This is a genomic window from Phytohabitans flavus, assembly GCF_011764545.1.
Lineage (GTDB): Bacteria > Actinomycetota > Actinomycetes > Mycobacteriales > Micromonosporaceae > Phytohabitans > Phytohabitans flavus.
This window is the reverse complement of the sequence record NZ_AP022870.1, coordinates 1623799-1643225: the sequence shown is the minus strand read 5'-3', so window position 1 is coordinate 1643225 and position 19427 is coordinate 1623799. Positions and strand designations below refer to the sequence as shown.

Here is a 19427-nt window from a genome sequence, read left to right as displayed (position 1 = left end):
CCGCATGTCGCAAGATCGAGTGCACTCACATCGGCAGATCCGTGCACCTGGTCTTGCGGCATGCGTTACCGCAATGCGCGTATGGCCCGGCCGAGCGTGCGCAGCGGCACCGAATTGGAGGAGTCGACCCTCCCAGCGGGGCCAGTGCGTGGCGGGAGGTGCCGGTGACTCGCGCAGGTAGGCGCGCTCGTCGACCATGTACGTCGGCTGGGCCAGGAAGGTGTCTGTTGAGATTCGACCGTGGGCGAGGCTCAACGTGTCGAACCGGTACGACCATTGCTGTCCGCATGGACAGGTGCCCGAGGACCGGTAGTTGATCCGCCACCGCACCCACTCGCCGACACGGAGATAGATGGCGGGTGGACGCCGCTTCCGGCGCGGCATCATCCAGGCGTTAGGCACGAGCAGTACACGCAGCCGCTCGTCCACCTGGCGCAAATCCACCTCGTCAATGGCGGGCAACTCCGCTCGGGCCTCGCCGTGCGGCCGGGAAACCGTCATTCTCATGCATCAATACCTCGTGGACCAGCGGTATGTCAGACACCGGGAGCAGGAAGCCAACCGGAACAGCGTTACGACGGACAGCAGCGTCGCCGCCGCGGGACCCCATACCGTCCACACTCGACGTGGTCGGTCGAACCTCCACGCCACCGGGTCGCCGGTGCTGGCTCGTGGCCGGCGCTGCCGCGACGAACCGGCTGCGGGCGGGCTAACACGGCCCGTGGAACGGAATGGAACGCCGTAGGTACGCCGAGATCAATCGGGGGTTCGTGTTCGTGTTCCGAAGTGGAGGGTTCATGCTTACCAAGCGAAGGTCGCTGGCGCGGCGCCTGATGGCCGCCTGGCTCGCGGCGGCGGTGTCCGTCGGCGTGTCGGTCGCCGCGCCGGCACCGGCGCGTGCCGATGTCCTGGACGACCTACTCAACGAGGCGGCGGGCTTCGCGCCCTTCTTCGGCTACCTGAAGCGAGGGCTCGACTTCTACGACAACCACCTGGCCGGCCGACCCGCGGTCGTCAGTCTCCAAGCGGAGATCAGAAAGGCCAGGGGCGAAATCCTGGCAGAGATCGGTGACATCGCGGCCGCGGACGTGTCCGCGTGCGCCAGCAACACGGTACATACCTTCGAGAATCTTCACCTGCTGTCACCGGACAACAAGCAGGCGTTCGCGGATTCCTCGGCGGAGTGCCTGTTTCGGGCCCGTGAGCTCATCGCCGCGCTCGGCCCCGACAGCAAGGCGGCCGTGGACGAGCTTGGCTTCGCGTTGAACGCGGTCGGTCCGCTGACTCTGGTGGCCAACCTGGAGGCGGGTTTCACCACTGAGACGCTTCGGCAGACGCTGATCTCCGGCAACGCCGAGCTGCTTGTGAAGCTGAGGCCAACTTGCGCGGTCAGGTCGCTAAGTTTCACTCCCGGCAGTCCCGAGGTGGACGGCAAGGTCATCATGCAGGGGCCGTGGAAGTGTGTGCCGTATCACGCCACCTTGGCCGACCCGGGCGGCACGCTGCCGTTCCCGGTGTACGCCGCCACGCACGCCGGCCTGTTCTCCATTCTGGACCCGGACCGTTGGCCGGCCGCCCAGGATCTCTCGATCGCGGCGAACCAGGCGATGGCCACCACCAGCTACATGCTCGCCAAGGCCGCCCTGGACAAGCTCCGCCCGGCAACCACCGGAAGGCTCGGCTCGCCCATCGCCGCGGCGACGTCGACAAGCGCGACAGGTCCGGTGAAGCTGTTCCAGGCCCGTGCCGACGGCGCCACCCAGCACACGCGGCGTTCCAGCCCAACGCAGTTCATCGGCTTCCGTACCTTCGAGGGGATCTCCCAGTTCGCCACGATCAAGGCGGTCGCTTCGGCCAGTCACCAGGACGGCCGGGTGGAACTGTTCGCGATCGATCGGTTGGGAGACATCCACCACCGCTGGCAAGGCCGGCCGAACGACGACGCGAGCTGGTCGGACCTCGCCCAGATGGACGGAAACCTGAACACCATCGCCATGGCCCGCAACCTCGGCGGCGCGATGCAGATCTTCGGCACCAACCGGATTGGGCAGGTCTGGACCCGTTGGCAGACAAGGGGTACCGAGCAGACGCCGATGGCACGCAACCTCGCCGCCGGACGCGACATCGACAGCAGGCCGGTGCAGGCGGGCGCGCTGACGATCAACAACTGGTCGCCATGGCAACAGATCCCCGGCGGCACCATGACGAACGTCGCGGCCGCGACCACCCGGGACGGACGGATCGAGCTCTTCGCGGTCGACACCGCAGGCGTCCTGCACCGCACACGACAGACGGGGCCTGACGCCAACGGCGGCTGGCGCCCTTGGGAGCCGATGGGTGGCGTGCTCACCGCGCTCGCGGCAGCGACCAACGCACGAGGCGAGATCGAGCTGTTCGGCATCACCGCCTCAGGCGATGTCCAGACCCGCAAGCAGACTTCGGCCAACAGCGAGGTGTACGGAGGGTGGATGTCTCTCGGGGACCTCGTCTGGGCGTGGCGGCCACCTTCGACAAGGCCGGCAACCTCGACCTGTTCAGCGTCGCCGACAACGGCGAGGTGACCGTCAACCGGCGGGTCGAACCGTCCGGTCTGTGGAGCGGGTGGCTTCCGCTGTCGCCCCCGCCACTGCCGCCGGTCGTCGCGGTGTCACCTGGCGATCTCAGCGACGTCGTCCGGGTCCCGGCCAACCGGTCGCTCAGCGCCACCGGTGGCGTCGGCCCGTACGCCTGGGCCTTCACCGGTCTGCCGCCGGGTGTCAACGGTGGCACGAACGGGGCGGCGACCGGCACTCCCTCGACGGAGGGGACGTTCCCGGTGACCGCCACGGTGACGGACTCGATCGGGCAGACCGCCAGCGTGACGTTCACCTGGTCGATCGTGAAAGCCACCGTGCCGAACGTCATCGGACTGTCGCGCAGCGAGGCCGGGCGGCGGTTGCAGAACGCGGGCCTGGGCGTCTCCTCGCAATTCGTCGTGGACTGTGACGAGGCGCCCGACCTGGTGCGCTCGCAGAGCCCATCGGCTTGCGCCCGCGTGCCGGGTCTGACCGTCGTCATGCTGGTCGTCACCGCGTTGCCGGCGGGAGACGAAGTTTGTAGTTGACGATCGCGGGCGGGGCGCCGGTTGGCGCCCCACCCGCTCGCCGAAACCTACGTGTCCACAACTAAGGCGTGCACCCCGGACACGGGGAGCGGTGGAAGTCGCCGTAGCGCGTGAATGGTCGACAGGATCGTGAAACGTCCAGGTGTTGGCGACCCTCGTACACAACCGGATGTGGGAGGTGATCCTGGCCAGATGCCCCTCCGGTATCGGCACCGGCCTGGTGTTCGCCAACCTGGTCAATCGGCGACCTTGAAGAGACCGACGACACAGCCGAGACGACCCAATCCAGCCTCGCCGGGTTCGCCCTCACTGAATCGACCGCATCATCACCGACCTCGGCCGGCCCATCGCGCCAAGCTGAGCCCTGAACCCACGTCCGGGTCCGGCGCTCCCCGGGCTCAGCGCACGGTCAGGAAGCTGCTGTCCAGGTACCCCATCGGGCGGGCTTTGCCGAGTGCGTCGAACACCCTGCCGCACTGCCGCTGCGTGGCCGCTGTCAGGCCGGGCAGCAGATCCTCCTCAATGGACTTCACGCCACAGGAGACGAAGGCGTTGCGGTCGACGAGGACGGTGGTGGCCTCGAAGCCGTCGTCCGTCTGGCAGCCCCGGTAAGGGCCGACCTCCACCGGAGCGGCCTTCTCCCCGGGCTCCTCGGGCGCGCACGGCGGCGCGGGAGGCGGCGTCCCGGCGTACACCCGGACGGTGAACAGGAACGCGATCTTCTCCTCACCGCGGCTAAACCGCCAGTTCGTCACGCCGCAGTCCATCGCGGCGATTCCGTCGTCCTCGTCGACGCTGAAGCCGTTGCCAGTCGGGGTGAGCCCCTCCTCGACGAGCGCGGCGTTGCCCTCCAGCCCTGTCTCAAGGTCGCTGTCGTCGACGACCGGGCACACCTTCTCGATCGGGAAGTAGCGGCCCTCGAAGCGCACCCCTTCGAGCTTTTCCTCAGGGGCGCCGTCGGAGTTGCTGGCCGCGACGACGATCGGCCGGATGACCAGCAGCGCGGCGAGAACTCCCAGGAGCAGGAGCACCAGTCGCAGCTGCCCCAGCCAGGGCCGGGGCGTCGGCTTGCCCATGTCGGGGCTGTCCCCGGCGGCGAAGAGACTGATGGCGCCACACTCCCCACGAGTCGCGACCGTTGTCCGGTATGGTATCGACCACCCGAATAGATAGGCCATGATGGACCAGCAACCGAGCCTGTCGCCACCCGGTGAGCCCGCCGCGCCTGACCCGGGCTACCAGCAGCCGGCCCCGCCGGTGGACGGCCCCGCGGCCGAGGTCGTGATGCCGCCGACCGTCCGCGCCCTGCGCCTCCTGCTGCTCGCGCAGGCCGTCGGGTACGGGGTGGTTGCGCTGGTGGGGACCCTGGCGTATCTGCTGCGCGACGGCGACCACGCCGGCCTCAACACCTACGGCGCACAGCGCACGCACCCGGTCGCGCTCGTCGTGCTCGGCGCGCTGGCCGCGGCCGCTTTCGTCCTTGTCGCCCGCGCCCTGCCCCGCCGGCCGTATGGCATCGGCCGCCGCGCCCAGCTGCTGCTCGTGCTCGCGGTGCTCGACCACATCGCCAGCTTCTGCGGCGGCGCCTTCAACCTCTGGATGGTCAGCGGCCTCCTGCTGGCCGTCGCGTCGCTGTGGTATCTACGCACCGACTCAGCCGAGGACTACCTGCTTTCCTAGCCGGCCCGCAGCCTCGTGGTCACTTCGAAGGGACCATCCCCGCGTCCGCAGGCGGCAGTAGCCTTGCCATCAGCACCAAGCGCGCCCATTCAATGAACGCTTTGCGAGACGGGGAGGCTCAGTGGCCGGTAGGCCCAACCACAGACGTGTACACCGTAGCGTCGCCCACGCTTTGGCCGGGCTGGTTGCGATGACCATTGTCGGCGTACCCACCTCGGCCGCCGTCGCGGCTCCGGCGGCCGCACAGCGGCTCACCGGCAGCCACAACGAGCGCCCGGACAAGCCCACTGGCCTGACCACGTCGCCGACGACGGACTGCACCGCGACAAGCCCCACGATCGTCGGCGACGAACAAGTCACGCTGTACGCGCCTGTCTACGACCGCGACGGCGGTGTCCTCGGCGTCGAATTCAGTCTGTGGGAGACGTCGGCTCCCCACACGATCCTGCTCTCCTCCAAGCCCCACCTGCTGACGGTCAGCTCGGGCAGCACCGCCGTGCTCGTCGTACCGGTCGCGACACTGCGCGCCGCGGCCGGCGGTGCGATCACCCAGTTCTCCTGGAAGGTGCGGGCCACCGACTTCCACAAGACAAGCGCGTGGTCGGCCACCTGCCACTTCAGGGCCGACCCGACCCGCACCGATGCGCCCGTCGTCACGCCGCCCGCCGAGGGCAGCGCCACAGTCGGCAAGCCCGTCACCATCGCCGTCAGCCCCGCGCCCACTGGCTCCACTCCCAGCGGATACTTGTACCAGCTCAACGCTGACCCACCCAGTCAGGTCACCGCCGCCACCGACGGCACCGCGTCCATCACCGTCGTGCCGACCAGGTTCACGAACACCCTTGCCGTTACCGGCATCTCCGCCGGCGGAAACCTCGGCGACAGCACCACCATCAGTTTCACCGCCGCACCGGCTCCGCCCGCCGCCGATGGTGATTTCACCGGCGACGACATCACCGACCTGATCACCGTCGGCGGAGTCCACGGGCTGCCCTCCGGCCTGTGGCTGGCGGTCGGAGACGGCACCGGAGCGATCTCGCCCGCCGCCACCAACCTCGGCGCGTACGGCAACGGCGGCACCAACAGCCCCACGGCCTTTAACGGCGCGCAAATCGTCACCGGCCGCTTCTTCGGCAGCGGCCCACAGGACATCCTTGTCTACTACCCCACGGGCCAGAACCCCGGCGGCGGCGTAGTGCTGAAGGGTAACGGCGACGGCTCTCCCATTCGGGCGGACCTCTCCGGTAACAGCGTGTCGATCTTCGCCGGCATGCTGGGCGACATCAACAACCTCAACCCAATCCAGCTCGCCAGCGCCGGCAACAGCTCAGGACACGGCCTGACCGCCCCCGACCTGATCGCCATCAGCGGCGACGACAGTGTCGGCTACTACCTGAACTACTACGCCCGCCAAGCCGATGGCGCACTCAACTACAACTTCCCCACCCAGCTGAACACGCCGACCCCGACCGGGGCATGGACTGGAACACCTGGACCATCACCACCGCTCAGACGGCGACCGGGACCGCGATGTTCCTCTGGCAACCGACCACCGGAAAGCTCTACCTGTGGGACGACCTCGCCTACGACGTCGACACTTCCACCTTCGCGTACACCGAATACGCACTCTCCAGTAGCTGGAACACCGGTGAAGACATGACCGTCCACGGCGGCGACATCAACGGTGACGGCAACGCGGACCTGTGGGCCGTCGGACCTGAGGCCACCGCCACGCCCTGGCTCGTCACCAACCTCGCCGCCGGCACCGGCACCATCGCGGCCGGACCCAGCGGGACGATAGGTACCAACACCAGCAGCTGACAGTGCTTGTCAGGAAAAGGGCGCCGGCTCCGCGGTTTGCGGAGCCGGCGCCGCCGTTCTACGGGTTGCGTTGCTGGCTGTGCCACGCCCTGGTGATGGTCTGGTCGATGGCGTTGCCCGCGGCATCGCGGGCGCGCACCCGGATCGTCACCTCTTTCGCGTTCCGTGGCGTACGGACATCGAACTTCGCCTGCCCGGCCGCGTTCGTGCGCCGGGTGCCCAACGGCGACCAGGTCCGGCCGTCGTCATGGCTGACCCAGGCGTCCACAGTGAACGGACCGGTGCCCGTGTACCCGGCCTGGTAGCCGGCGGTGATGGTCACGTCGTACGGTCCGGACCGCACGGAGTTGGTCAGGTCGAGTGGTACGTCGTAGTCGAGCCCGACCAGCGGCACCGGCCGCACCTTGCCGTCGAACGTGGCGTTGAAGGTCCACTCCGTGTGGGTCTTCGTACTGACCGCGGGGCGTGCCCAGTTGGTGGTGTCCAGCGTGGCGCGGTACACGCCCGACGGGGCGTCCTTCCAGCTACAGCTGCCCCAGGTGCCGGTCGTCTCGCACAGCAGCCGGTCGCCCTGCCAGTAGGCGACCCGCCGGACCGCGTCCGCCGGCGGGAAGCCCTCGGGGATACCGAAGCCTCCGGCGGTGTGGAACAGCGGCAGGGCCATCGACATGACGCCGGCCTGCGGGGTACCGGCCGACTCGAGAGCCACCTCGCCCGCGTCCTGATGCGGGTAGATCGGCGCCTTGAGATGGTCCTCGACCAGCCGCGCCCCAGCGGTGTAGGTGCGCATACCAGACTCGTTCTTGTCGCCCTCCCACGGTTGCCCGTAGGAGAGGACCTGCCACCACTGGCCCGGGCTGACGTACTCGGTACGGGTGAACGGTGCCTTGAACCGCATGAGCTTGAACGGCTCGTAGAAGTTGCCGGCCGTGAAGCGGAAGTCGTGCATCACCTGGCCAGGGGTGTCGGCGTGGTACCGCGCCCGCACCGTGGCGAGCTTGTCGTGCTTGATCCGGTAGACCGGGTTGGCCGGCAGCGCGCCCCGCTCGACAAGAGCCAGGTCGTAGAGGTACGGGCTGTCGGGCTGCCCGCCGGCCCGGACGGTGACCGGCCGCACCCGAAGAGCCCGCGCGAGTGCGTCGCCCTGTGCCTGCGGGATCACCGCGATCGGGATGTCTGTGTGCCCGCCCACCCACCGCTGGGTCGGACCAGGGTCACCGATGGCGTAGAGCACACCGAGGGCGCCGGCCGCCGCGGCATTGGCCGCGGGCGTGTTCAGGTCGTAGTACCCGGGCGCGTCGTACTCTGGCCGGTGCACCTCATGGACTAGGGCCAGCTTGCCGCGCACCCCAGCCGCCGCCAGCTCCGCGGGGTCCCGCTGCCGGCGTCGACCACTGTGTACCTGCCCGGTGAGGCGAATGCCGGCACGCAGCGCAGGTAGGCGATGTCGGTACAGTCGTTGCCGCCCAACGACCAACGCGGATACACGGGATCCAAAGTGGAGGGACGGACTCCCTCGGCGGTCATGGTGACGGGTGGCGCGACAAGCCGGGTGCCGATGGTCGTGTTGAACTCCCCGGTCGTGGCCCGAGGAGTGGGCAGCAGGTAGATGTTCGCGAGGTCGTAGTAGGACGTCCCGTAACGGAACTGCTCGTAGCCTGGCACGCCCTTGACCCGCGTCCACGACAGGTTCGGCTTCATGCCGAGCACCGGCGTGGATGGCAGCGGCGTCTGGATCTCCACCCGCTTGGCCTTGCGCGCGTCGATCGTCATGGACCTGTCCCGGTCCATCACGAACTCCGGGTCACCGCCGAGCGTCTCCGACAGCCGGGCGGCCGGCACCTGCTTCGCCCAGTCGGAGATGTTTGTGACCAGGGCGTACCGCCCCTCCGGTAGCGGGTCGGCGCCGAGCCCGACGAAGTTCGCCGTGCCCTGGTCGTACCAGCCGAGGTAGCAGCCGGTCTGCGGAAGGCACCCGATCTCGATGTCGCCCCCACCGCTGGCCGCATCGAGGTTGATCAGGGTCAGCAGGGAGTAGCCGGTGGTGTGGGCCGGCGCTCCGGTGCGGTCGACGCCGCGAACGGTAAGGCGGTGCCGCGGCGGGTGCTTGGTCCAGCTGACGGCGGTGTGCGTCAGTGCCGTGCCGCCGGCGCGGGCCTCGATCCAGCCGTAGTAGGAGGTGCCGCTCAGCTCCGGCTCGTCGAGCTGGGCGGTCCGCACGGTGAGCCGTACCGTCACGGAGCCGCCCGGCGCGATGTCCACGGTGGACGGTTCGACGGTGATCGTGCCGTCCGGCGCGTCGAGCGGCGTCTGCCGGTACCGCTCCTGGTCCGTCTTGAACATCTGCGGCACAAGGTCGGCGTGTACCGGATCGGCACCGAGGTTGCGCAGCGTGACCGTGCCGCCGATGGCCTGGTAGGGCGGATTCGCCTCGCCGAGGTTCAGCGTGCCGGTGGCGACAAGCCCGCTGGACGTGGCCCGGCCGGCGTTGACCATGCCACCGCCCTGCCAGGTTACCGGGGCGGACGGGTTCGGGTTCGCGGTGCTCACCAGCGCGTCCTTGATCTGGTCCGCGTTCCAGTCCGGGTGCTGCTGGGCGACGAGCGCAGCGGCGCCGGCAACGTGCGGGCTGGCCATCGAGGTACCGGTGAGGTTCTGGTAGCCGGGGTTGTCCACCGGGCTTCCTGGGTTGAGGTCGGTGCCCTCCGCCCTGGCCGCGACGATGCTCGCACCCGGTGCGGTGATCTCCGGCTTGATGGCGAAGTCGCCAACCCGCGGGCCGAGGCTGGAGCTGGGATCCGAGGCGAACGGAGGCGTCTTGGCCACGTTGCCCACGGCGAGTGCCCGGTCGGCCGACGCCGGTGAGGTGACGCTCTGCGGCCAGCCCGCGTTGTTGCCGGCCGCTACGACGAACAGCGCACCGGTGTCCGCCGAGATGCGGTTCACCGCCTGGGACAGCGGGTCCTTGCCGTCGCTCGGGTCGCCGCCGAAGCTCATGTTGACGACCTTGGCGCCCTCGGCGGTCGCCCACTCCATGCCGGCGATGATGTCCGAGATGGTCCCGAAGCCCTGGTCGCTCAGCACCTTGCCGACGACGAGTTGGGCAGCGGGCGCCACGCCCCGGTACTTGTCCGCCGACGCGGCACCGGACCCGGCGGCGATGGACGCCACATGGGTACCGTGCCCGAAGTGATCCTGGACCTCCTGGCCAGGCACGAAGCTACGGCTGGCGGAGATACGCCCGGCGAAGTCGGGGTGGTTGAGGTCGATGCCGGTGTCCAGTACCGCGATCTTCACGCCGGCACCGTCGTAGCCGGCCCGCCACGCCTGCGGCGCGCCGATCGCCGGCACGCTCACGTCGAGCGAAGCCTTCATCTTGTGGTCGAGCCACAGCTTGGGCGCACCGGTACCGGTCTCGCCGACCAGGCTGGACCACACCTGCGCGGCCTGTGCCTTCTCGACGCGCAGCGCCTGGCCGCCGATGCTGGCCAGGGCGCGGGTGCGCGCGGTGCCCTTCGGCGCGGCCGGTACCGCCAGCGAGCGGGCGCCTTCCTTGCCGTACGTCGCGATCACCGGTATCTGCTCGGCGTGCGCGTCGTCGTACCTGTCCTTGGCCAGCCGGGTCAGGTTGAACAGCTCCGGGTCGAGCCGTCCCATCCCGATCAGCCGCACCGCCTGGCCGGTCAGTGCGTACAGGCTGCCATTCGCCTCCTGGAAGACAACGTCGCCCTGGGGGCCAGCGTCGAACACCACCCGGCCGGCGGGCCGACCGTCGGGCGTCCGGCTCAGCTCGATCCGATCGCCGGTGAGCAGTGTGAAGGTCAGATCGTCCGGTGTGGACCGCGCGGCCGGAGGCGGCTGGGGCGCGGTGTCGGGGCGGGGGTTGGCCACCGCCGGCAAACCTGGCGTCAGTACGGCGACTGACAGCATGAGTCCGGCGGCCGCGGTCAGCGACCTGCGAAGCATGGGGACCTCCAAGGTCAACAGGGGTGCCCGCAGGCTCGCACAAACATTGATACCCTTGGCGGCGCGTCTTGAGGATCTTTGCGCCGTGGCGCAAAGCCGCCCCATGCAAAGGGGTTCGGTCGGTGCTTATCGAGTTGGGCGGCACAGATTTCGACGACGCGCTCTACCGCTATCTCCTGCGCGTTCCCGCAGCGACAAGTGCCGAGCTGGCCGAGGGACTTGACGCGCCCCGGCGCTCCGTGATGGCCTCGCTCGCCGCGCTGCACGAGCACGGTCTGGTCATCCGCCGCCCGGGAGGCCGACCAGCTACCAGGCCGCACCTCCGCACCTTGCCGGTCAGGCGCTTATCCTGCGCCAGCGGGAAGCCCTCGCACGCGCCGAGGCCGACCTACTCGACCTTGTCGAGACCTATCGGGAAAGCTCGGCCGTGCGCAGCGTCGCCGACGTGGTCGAGGTCGTGCTCGACGAGGTTGCCGTACGCGACCGGGTGCAACGCATGATGCGCAACGCGCGCCGCGAGTTTCTCGCCCTGGTCACCCCGCCGTTCAGGGTGATCGCGGTCGAGGACGCCGGCCGTACGCCGGTGCACGTGTCCGGCGCGAATCGCACCGTGTACGACCGTCGAGTCCTGGAGGTGCCCGGCATCGCGGAACTCATGCGGCTCCATGCCCAGCCGGGCGAGGACTGGCGGGTACACGAGCGGGTGCCGATGAAGCTCATCGTGGTGGACCGCGAGATCGCCGTGCTTTCCGCGGTCCAGGCCGACATCGGGCCGCCAGCCACGATGGTCGTACACCGCAGCTCGCTCCTCGAGGCCCTTGTCGGCTACTTCCAGTTCGTCTGGTCCGAGGCGGTGCCCCTGCCGTTCCGCCAGGCTCCCGCTGGCGACCACACCTCGATCCTGCCGCCCGAGGACCAGCGGCTTCTGGCACTCATGCTCGCCGGACTCCCCGACCGCGCGATCGCGACGCACCTCGGCATCGGTCATCGCTCGGTCCAGCGCCGAGTACGGCAGCTCATGGACCTGGCCGGCGTCAGCACCCGCGCCCAGTTGGGCTGGCAGGCGCACAAGCACGGCTGGTTGACCGAAGACGACGACAAAGCGAGCTGAGGCAGGTTCAGGCAGCCGAGAGCCAGATCCATAACCAAGAAAAACTTGGGCTACCGCGATGTCCGCGGTGGTCCGGACCGCTGCTCCCGCGGCCTCACCCTCCACGGCACACAACCCAATCCCAGCCCGCCTGGCCGGCGGCGAGGGCCGGGCTGGCCGCCCGGTCCCCGATCGGGGCACGGCACGGTTCGGGATGGGTCCGTGGCGCCGGAGGCTGGCGTCCTTGTCAGCGGAGCCGACGTATGAGCCGTGTATGAGGTGTCTCATACACGGCTCATACGTCGGTACCCAGCTACGCCGCTCCCGGCTGACCTGGCCGTGACGGAATTACGCGGAACGCAGGTGTCAGGTGTCAGGACCAGTTACCGATGATCTCCCCAGATGTAAAGGTTCCGGTGATGCGATTGGTGTCGGTGTCGATCAACTGAACCCGGGCACGAATCCTGTCCTGGCCCCCGGGTTCTCGTTGAGCTGGCTACCTAGGACTACGATTTCGAAGTCACCGCTGAGCCCCGACTCGGAAGTTGCGCCCAACCCGACCTGGGGGACTCCGAAGCGGATCAGGCCGGCGCTGCCGATGATGACCGCGCTGAAAGGGTCCCCCGCGTCGTCGACGTACTCCTGGGCCTCGGCCAGGCTCATGTGCACGTCGATGCCGACATGCACCCGGTAGCGGTTGTTGCCCTGCCCGTCGATCCACAAGCAGAGGTTGATGGCCGGTGCTCCACTGCATATCATCGCGGCCTGTGCCGGCACCGCCATCAGGCCGAGCGCGACGCTCAACGACGCGGCGAGGGCCAGCACCCGGGTAAGGCGGCGCTTGGCTGGTAGTGATGCCCGTAGCAGTTTGATCATCAGTCCTCCAGGGTTAGATCAGTCGATTACTCAACATTCAGTCTGGACAGGGGCGCGCCGTACCCATGAAAGGTTGTTCCGATCTGGAAATACCGCTTCGGTACCGAAGGTGTTGGATCACCGACTGCTTTCCTTTGCGCCGATGAATAGCATTCGCCTAGGCTCCGAGCGGGGTGCGACGGAGCCGGACGGAGGCTGCTGTGAACCGGTTCGACATCGACGTGTCCGCACTGCGCAGCTTCGTCGTGCTCGCGACCATGAGAAGCTACACGGCGGCCGCCCGCGAACTCGCCATCTCGCCGTCCGGGCTGACCAAACGCGTTCAGACGCTGGAACGACGACTCGGTACCCCGCTGGTCATCCGGGATCACGGCGGGGTCGGGGCCTGACCCCGGCCGGGCACACCCTGATGCGCGGTGCCGCCGGACTGCTCGACGCTTTCGAGCGGATCTCCCGATCGATCCACCGCGAGGCCGAACCCGGGTTGCGAATCGCGATCCAGGGTCTCGACCGGGTGGTCGCACGCCGGCAGATCAGGGCGGCCGCGTTGGCGCTACGGGCCGCCCACCCGGGCACCGTGATCGAGTATTCCCTGCTGGGTTACGAGGAACCCGTCGATACGTTGCGCAGCGGCCGGGCGGACCTTGCGCTGACGGCCGTACCGCCGCTCGCCGAAGGGATCGTGTCGACGCCGCTGTGGCCGCTGGAGCGAGTCGGTGTGGTGCCCGCACGGCATCCACTCGCGCGTCGGGGCCAGGCCGACGTGGAGGAGTTCGCCGCCCACCCCATGCTGTACATGCCGGGTATGCCGCCAGAGTTCATGTCGCTGTGGTCTCTGGGTGACGCCCGCCCGCTGAGCAGTGCCCGGCTGGTAGAGATCACCCCGCGCACCTTCCATGACGTGTACCGAAGCATCGCATCCACCGGCGGATCACTCGCGCTGCATCCCGAAGCAGCCCGCAACCGGCCACCCGGCATGCACACCGTTACCCTGAGCAGGGCACCCCGGATCTGGTACTACCTGACACATCGACGCGACGCCCGCAACATCCGGGCCGACGCGCTTCTCCGTCTCCTCCTCGGAGCCGGCACACGGTCAGCATCGGCCGTTCGGCCCCACGGTGCATGGGTATCACGTTCGTCGTCTGGCTGACCTGCCGGCGGCTGGCCGTGGCGTGGTCGTTGAGCTGCGGGTCCGGCGTCTGTTGTGCCAGAGCAGCGATTGCGGGCGGCACACGTTCCGGGAACAACCCGTCCCCACTCACCATCGCCAGGAACGCGGCCAACTGCTTGACATCCCACACCGCCACCACGCCGACCCGCCAAGAAAGGCCGACTACGGTGTCGTCGCTCACGGAATTCCCCGGGTCTGGGCTCACGTAATTCCCCAGGGTGTGGCCCTCGGTTGATGTTCTACTTGGTGCCGGTCGGTGTTGTCGAGCCGGCTCGGCCGGGTCGTTTGTTGGGGCGGTAGCTGGGTCCGTTCATGAAGACCTGGTGGCTGGTGTTGATGAGCCGGTCCAGCAGCGATTCGGCGACGACGGGGTTGGGGAACAGCGGATACCAGTCGGCCGGTGACCGGTTCGAGGTGGCGATCAAGGACCGGCCGGCCTGGGCGCGTTCGGAGATGAGTTCGTAGAGGTCGTCGGCCTGTTGGGCAGTCAGTTCGCGCATGGCGAAGTCGTCCAGGATCAGCAACGCGGGACGGGCGAGCTCGGCGAGGCGGCGGGGCCAGGTGCGGTCGGCGTGGCCGCCGGCGAGGTCGGCTAGGGCGCGGCTGGTTTTGGTGAAGCGGACGTCGGCGCCGCGGCGGATGGCGAGGTGCCCGAGGGCTTGCGCTATATGGGTTTTGCCGACGCCGACCGGGCCGTGCAGGATGACCGACTCGCCGGCCTGCAGCCAGCGCAGCGCGGCCAGGTCGCGGATCTGCGCGGCGGGCAGTTTCGGGCTGGTGTGAAAGTCGAACTCCTCCAGGGTGGTGGTCTGGTCGAAGCGGGCGCGGCGCAGCCGGCGTTGCATGCCCATGGTTTCCCGGCGGGTGATCTCGTCGTGGCAGAGCACCTGCAGGAACTCCAGGTGGCCGAGCTCGCCGGCTTGGGCTTGGGCCAGGCGGGCGTTGAGGGTGTGCAGCATGCCGGAGAGCTTCAACGCGCGCAGGCTGTCGTGCAGCGCGGTGTCGACGATGGTCACGAGGTCTCCTTGGGCTGGTAGAGGAAGTGGTGCAGGGCGGCCATCAGGTCGGCCCAGTCGGTGCCGGCCGGGCGGGGAAAACCGTTGCGCTGCAACACTTCGGCGACGTCGTGCAGCAGGCCGTAGGTGAACCGGGGATCTGCTCCGCCGGGCTGGGGCAGCGGGTAGGCCGGCTGCGGCGCCGTCGCCGTGGTGGTCTGGTCGGTCATGCCAGCACTCCCGCTGCGGCGCTGGGCTGCTCGTCGTCACCAGCGTCGCCGCGGTCGTCGTCCGCGATGACCGTGTCCATGTCGAGCGTGACGTTCGGGGTGGGCAGGGGGATGACGTTCGCGAACAGCTGCGAAGGGCCGTGCAGGTGCGCTGCGGCGCCGCCGTCACCAGCGGACGGTGGTGGCGGGTCGGTCTCGGCGCCGGCGACCAGGATGCCTTTGACCGTGCGGTAGGACGGGTCGCCAGCCGCGATCGCCTTGGTGCAGGCGGCCTCGAGACGGGCGGTGCCGTGCTTGTCGGCCAGTCCGAGCACGCCCTGCGCGGCGCGGAGCCGGAACAGAGCGTTGACCTCCAGAAGCCCGGCGATGACCTGAGCGCAGGCGGGGCCGATCTCGGCGGAGCGGGTGCGGCACCAGGTCGGCGTCCGCATCCGGAACGCGATCTTCTCGGGCGGATAGTGCCCGAAGTCGGTCTGCTTGCCTTGTGGCTTGCGGCCGTGCGTGGCGATCAGTTGTCCCTTGTGGAAGATCTGGACCACCAGCGGTGTCTCGCGGGCGTCGACACGCTGGCCGATGAACCGCCACGGCACCGAGTAGATCGTCTTACCGACCTTGGCGTGGATGTCCGGTCCCACCACCGCCGTCGACCACGTCGCCAACGCGAACGCCTTGCCAGGCAACGGTTGCAGCACTTCTGCTTCGACAGCCGCGAACACGGACGCCGGCGCCGCACCGCCCAGCGGCCGGCAGGACCTGCGGCCGGCGACCTCGGCGCACCACTGGGTCGCAGCGGCCTGCATCGCCTCCAGCGACGCGAACTGGCGACCGCGCCAGAAACTGTCCCGGATATACGGCATCGGCCGCTCGATGCGGGCCTTGTCCCGCGGCTTGCCGCGTCGGGCCGGGTCGACTAGCACCCCGTAGTGGGCGGCCAGTTCAGCATAGGAGCGGTTGATCTTCGGGTCGTAGAGGTCAGGCTTGTCCACCCCGGTGCGCAGGTTGTCCGGCACCAGCCGCCGCGGCGTGCCACCGAAGAACGCGAACGCCTCGATGTGTGCCTCGGTCCAGGCCCGCTGATCCATGGTCAGGACCGGCCGCACGAACATGTGCCGCGAACACGCAAGGACCATGGCGAACGCCCACACTCGACGCCGCTTGCCGGTCGCCGAATCTACCCAATGGCCCAGATGCCCGTAGTCGATCTGGGCCTCCTCACCCGGCGGGAAGTCCGTCTCATCGCGCAGCACCACGACCCGGTCCCGGCGCACCTGTTCCGGCAGGTTCGCCGCCACATACCGCTTCAACGACGCCACCGACGCGGTCAGGCCGTGCTCGTCCCGCAGCCGCTGGTGGATCGTCGCCTGCGTCACCCCCAACTTCAGCTGGGCAGTGATGTACTCGTGATGCTTAGCGATCTGCGGCCAGGTCACCTGCCGCAACCGGGTATCGGCCAACTGAGGGAACCACCGCGTCACCAGCGCCGCCCAGTCCTGCTGACTCATCGCCGGCCCACCCGGCACGAACCCAGCCGCGACCGCCGGGGCCAGGTACTTGCGGATCGTCTTACGATCCACACCCAGCGACGTGCCCACCTCGCTGATCGACCGGCCCGCGTACCAGTGGATGAAGATCTCGGTCACATCGACCACGTCGAACGTTCTCCTCGCCATCAGCTCCCTCACCCGTCACCCGGACAAGGGAGAACTCTTCAAGATCGCGAGGACCACCCCACTGGGAGCCCTAGGCGCCCAGGCGCCTCACCTGGGGAATTAGGTGAGCGAGCGGGTGGGGAATTACGTGAGCGTCAGACCGCTACAGGTGGGGAATTACGTGAGCGCCGACAGACTACGGCGTGTCACAGCCCGGCACGCCCGAGCCCCGATCGACCCACTCATCTGTCGAATAGCGTGTGTCATGTGGTCAGCGTGCTCAGGGACTGGTCGCGTGCCGGTGCGCGAAGCGTTGCCGGACGAGCGGGGTGTCGTCAAGGGCTTGGTCATGGATGGTCGCCGGTGTCGTTGCCAAGGACAATGTGCTGGTGGTCAGCTCATACAGCGTGTGGAGTGCAGCGGCCCCGGGCGATCCGGCGTCGATCAGCATCCGCAGCAGACCGGGTGATGTCATACCGGCTGGCCTGCTGGGGCTGCTGGTCGCGACCCGCGTATGGTCGGCCCAGCGGGTGCTGTGGCACGTCGAGCGCCTGCCGGTGCCGGCCGACCGCGGTGACGCCTTCGCCAGCCTCGCGGCGTACCTGCCGGACGCCTACCTCGGGCAGGCGCTGGCCATCGCCGTCGCCATCCCCGAGGAGCGCCCGCGTGCCGAGGCGTTGACAGCGCTTGCCCCGCACCTGACGGCCGATCTGCACGCCGAAGCGGTGGCCACGGCCACCGCCATCACCGAGCCGTCGGCCCGAGTCGAGGCGTTGGCCGGGCTCGTGCCGTACCTGCCCGACGAGCAGCAAACCACCATCCTGCGGCAGGCAACGGCCACAGCCGCGGCCGTCACCGATGGCTACTGGCGGGTCCGCGGGTTGACCAGCCTCGCCACGCACCTGCCGGACCATCAGCGCAGCACCGTCCTCCGGCCAGCCGTAACCGCGATCGGTGATGCCAGCATCGGCGAGAACCTGATGTACATGTTCGGCGAACTCGCGCCGCATCTACCGGTCGACCTGCTCACCGAGGCAACAGCCACCGCATGCACCCTCACCGACGTCGGCCGGCGCGCCAAGGCGTTGGTCGCACTCGCACCACACCTGCCGACCACCGCACTGATCATCCAAGCGTGGACCGCGGCCGAAGCCATCGTCCACGACGACTACCGCGCCAAGACGATGACGGCCGTCGCCCCACACCTGCCCACCGAGCGGCGCCCCGCAGCCCTACAGCAGACGCTGACCGCAGCCAGCACCCTCACCAATCCGTACGCACGCGCCACAACGCTGGCCAGCCTCGCCGCACACCTGCCCGACGAACAGCGCGCCGCCGCGCTGGAACAGGCACTCGCGGCCGCCGACACCATCACCGACCACATATACGGCGCCGCGCTGCAAGTCGAGGCACTGACTTCGCTCATCCCCCACCTACCCGACAGCCGGTGCACCGCCGTCATCCGCCGCACACTGCACGCCGCTGCCACCATCCGCCGCGAAAGCTGGCGCACCATCGAACTCGCCCGTCTCACACCGCACCTACCAACCCACCTCCGCACCGAAACACTGACCATGATCACCAAAATCCGGCGTGAGCAGTGGCGGGCCATGGGACTGGCCGCGATCGCCCCCCAACTGTCAACCGGCCAACTCCCCCAGGCCGTCGCCGTGGCCGACGCCATCCAGGACGCCTACTGGCAGGCCTACGCCATCGCCGGCCTTGCCTGGCACCTACCGTCCGACGAACGCACCCGCGCTGTGGCCGCATTGACCATCGCCACGCCCGAACCATGAGACGTCCACGACACACTCATGTCGATTGTCTGTTTCAGGGGGCTGTGGTCTTTCCGATTCGCTCGGAGAATTCGACGAGGCGGTTGGAGAATCCCCACTCGTTGTCGTACCAGCCGTGCACCTTGACCTGGTTGCCGACAGCCTGGGTCAGCGGTGCGTCGAAGATGGACGAGTAGGGGTTGCCGACGATGTCCGCCGAGACGAGCGGCGCCTCGGAGTACTGCAGGTAGTGCTGCAGCCGCTGGGAGGCGGCCGCCTCGCGGAACGCCGCGTTCACGTCCTCGACCTCGGCGCTCTGCCGCAGCACGACGGTGAGGTCGGTGATCGAGCCCGCCGGGACGGGGACGCGTAGCGCGGCGCCGGTCAGACGCCCGTCGAGTTCGGGGATGACCTTGCCGATTGCCCTCGCGGCGCCCGACGACGTCGGGATGGTCGAGACGGCGGCCGCGCGGGCCCGGCGCAGGTCGGAGTGCGGCGCGTCGTGGAGCCGCTGGTCGCCGGTGTAGGCGTGGACCGTCGTCATCAGTCCTGACTCGATGCCGAACGAGTCGTTGAGCACCTTCGCGAGCGGGGCGAGCGAGTTCGTGGTGCACGAGCCGTTGGAGAAGACGTCATGGCTGTCCGGGTCGAGCGTGTCGTCGTTCACCCCGAGGACGAACGTGGGGACGTCGCCCTTGGCCGGCGCCGAGATGATGACCTTCCTCGCGCCGCCCTTGAGGTGGGCCGCGGCCGCGACGCCGTCCGTGAAGTGGCCGGTGGACTCGATGACGACATCGGCGCCGGCGTCACCCCAGGGGATGGTGGCCGGGTCGGACTGGGCGAAGACCCTTATCCGCGTGCCCTGAACGGTGATCGCGTCGCCGTCGAAGGCGACTTCGTCGAGGTGGCCGGAGATGGAGTCCCACTCGAGCAGGGTGGCCAGCGTGCGGGCGTCGGTGAGGTCGTTGACCGCGACCACCTCGACGTCGGCGTTGTTCGCCAGGGCGGCGCGTAGGTAGCTGCGCCCGATCCGCCCGAACCCGTTGATGCCGATGCGTACCGTCATGG

Annotated in this window: 16 protein-coding genes and 1 pseudogene; 9 read left to right on the top strand and 8 right to left on the bottom strand. The window is 68.8% G+C overall.

Going from position 1 to position 19427, the window contains the following annotated elements; translation table 11 throughout:
* The first annotated feature begins 797 nt into the window (after positions 1-797).
* On the top strand, positions 798-2561 hold the full coding sequence (locus Pflav_RS06905) for a PLL family lectin (protein WP_173034604.1): 1764 nt from the start codon (positions 798-800) through the stop codon (positions 2559-2561).
* Positions 2495-3103, top strand: a complete 609-nt coding sequence (locus tag Pflav_RS06900; RefSeq protein ID WP_173034602.1) for a putative Ig domain-containing protein — start codon at positions 2495-2497, stop codon at positions 3101-3103. The genes Pflav_RS06905 and Pflav_RS06900 overlap by 67 nt, the downstream gene beginning before the upstream one ends.
* Before the next feature lie 398 nt (positions 3104-3501).
* Here Pflav_RS06900 and Pflav_RS06895 read toward each other — a convergent pair whose 3' ends face one another.
* Positions 3502-4179, bottom strand: coding sequence for a hypothetical protein (locus Pflav_RS06895; protein ID WP_173034600.1), 678 nt, complete (start codon positions 4177-4179; stop codon positions 3502-3504).
* A 103-nt stretch (positions 4180-4282) separates the two neighbouring features.
* Here Pflav_RS06895 and Pflav_RS06890 point away from each other — a divergent pair, with 103 nt between their 5' ends.
* The 3 genes from Pflav_RS06890 to Pflav_RS06880 all read left to right on the top strand — a co-directional run bounded on the left by Pflav_RS06890 (position 4283) and on the right by Pflav_RS06880 (position 6604).
* On the top strand, positions 4283-4783 hold the full coding sequence (locus Pflav_RS06890; RefSeq protein WP_173034598.1) for a hypothetical protein: 501 nt from the start codon (positions 4283-4285) through the stop codon (positions 4781-4783).
* Positions 4784-4973: 190 nt separating this feature from the next.
* Entirely contained in the window at positions 4974-6443 is a 1470-nt protein-coding gene (locus Pflav_RS06885) for a hypothetical protein (RefSeq protein WP_173034597.1), read from the top strand.
* Complete coding sequence (locus Pflav_RS06880) at positions 6440-6604, top strand: hypothetical protein (protein WP_173034596.1); 165 nt, start codon at positions 6440-6442, stop codon at positions 6602-6604. The genes Pflav_RS06885 and Pflav_RS06880 overlap by 4 nt, the downstream gene beginning before the upstream one ends.
* 58 nt (positions 6605-6662) lie before the next feature.
* On the opposite strand, the gene Pflav_RS06875 is transcribed toward Pflav_RS06880, so the two are convergent.
* Positions 6663-7952: a hypothetical protein gene (locus Pflav_RS06875; RefSeq protein ID WP_173034595.1), complete on the bottom strand. Its 1290-nt coding sequence runs from the start codon at positions 7950-7952 to the stop codon at positions 6663-6665.
* The gene (locus Pflav_RS06870) at positions 7931-10570 is read right to left on the bottom strand and encodes a S8 family peptidase (protein WP_173034594.1); all 2640 of its coding nucleotides are present in this window, start codon (positions 10568-10570) and stop codon (positions 7931-7933) included. The genes Pflav_RS06875 and Pflav_RS06870 overlap by 22 nt, the downstream gene beginning before the upstream one ends.
* A 427-nt stretch (positions 10571-10997) precedes the next feature.
* Here Pflav_RS06870 and Pflav_RS06865 point away from each other — a divergent pair, with 427 nt between their 5' ends.
* Complete coding sequence (locus Pflav_RS06865; RefSeq protein WP_173034593.1) at positions 10998-11681, top strand: response regulator transcription factor; 684 nt, start codon at positions 10998-11000, stop codon at positions 11679-11681.
* Positions 11682-12101: 420 nt separating this feature from the next.
* Here the strand turns inward: Pflav_RS06865 and Pflav_RS06860 are convergent, their stop codons facing one another.
* Positions 12102-12536 carry a hypothetical protein gene (locus Pflav_RS06860; RefSeq protein ID WP_173034592.1) on the bottom strand — a complete coding sequence of 145 codons (435 nt, stop codon included), beginning with the start codon at positions 12534-12536 and terminating at the stop codon, positions 12102-12104.
* Positions 12537-12736: 200 nt separating this feature from the next.
* Between Pflav_RS06860 and Pflav_RS06855 the strand changes: the two genes are divergently transcribed.
* Positions 12737-12925 (top strand): helix-turn-helix domain-containing protein, encoded by a 189-nt coding sequence (locus tag Pflav_RS06855; protein WP_173034591.1) that lies wholly within the window; start codon positions 12737-12739, stop codon positions 12923-12925.
* A gap of 20 nt (positions 12926-12945) precedes the next feature.
* Positions 12946-13689, top strand: a complete 744-nt coding sequence (locus tag Pflav_RS06850) for a LysR substrate-binding domain-containing protein (protein WP_173034590.1) — start codon at positions 12946-12948, stop codon at positions 13687-13689.
* A 260-nt stretch (positions 13690-13949) separates the two neighbouring features.
* Here Pflav_RS06850 and istB read toward each other — a convergent pair whose 3' ends face one another.
* The 3 genes and pseudogenes from istB to istA all read right to left on the bottom strand — a co-directional run.
* A complete protein-coding gene (gene istB, locus Pflav_RS06840; protein ID WP_173032803.1) occupies positions 13950-14726 on the bottom strand; it encodes an IS21-like element helper ATPase IstB in 777 nt (258 codons plus the stop codon).
* Positions 14723-14935: a hypothetical protein gene (locus tag Pflav_RS06835; protein ID WP_173032598.1), complete on the bottom strand. Its 213-nt coding sequence runs from the start codon at positions 14933-14935 to the stop codon at positions 14723-14725. The genes istB and Pflav_RS06835 overlap by 4 nt, the downstream gene beginning before the upstream one ends.
* 128 nt (positions 14936-15063) lie before the next feature.
* A pseudogene (gene istA, locus Pflav_RS06830) lies at positions 15064-16584 on the bottom strand (IS21 family transposase); the annotation flags it as partial.
* Between the two features lie 389 nt (positions 16585-16973).
* On the opposite strand from istA, the gene Pflav_RS06825 reads away from it, so the two are divergent.
* Entirely contained in the window at positions 16974-18380 is a 1407-nt protein-coding gene (locus Pflav_RS06825) for a hypothetical protein (protein ID WP_173034588.1), read from the top strand.
* A 34-nt stretch (positions 18381-18414) separates the two neighbouring features.
* Here Pflav_RS06825 and gap read toward each other — a convergent pair whose 3' ends face one another.
* Positions 18415-19425 (bottom strand): type I glyceraldehyde-3-phosphate dehydrogenase, encoded by a 1011-nt coding sequence (gap, locus tag Pflav_RS06820; protein WP_173034587.1) that lies wholly within the window; start codon positions 19423-19425, stop codon positions 18415-18417.
* Positions 19426-19427: the final 2 nt, after the last annotated feature.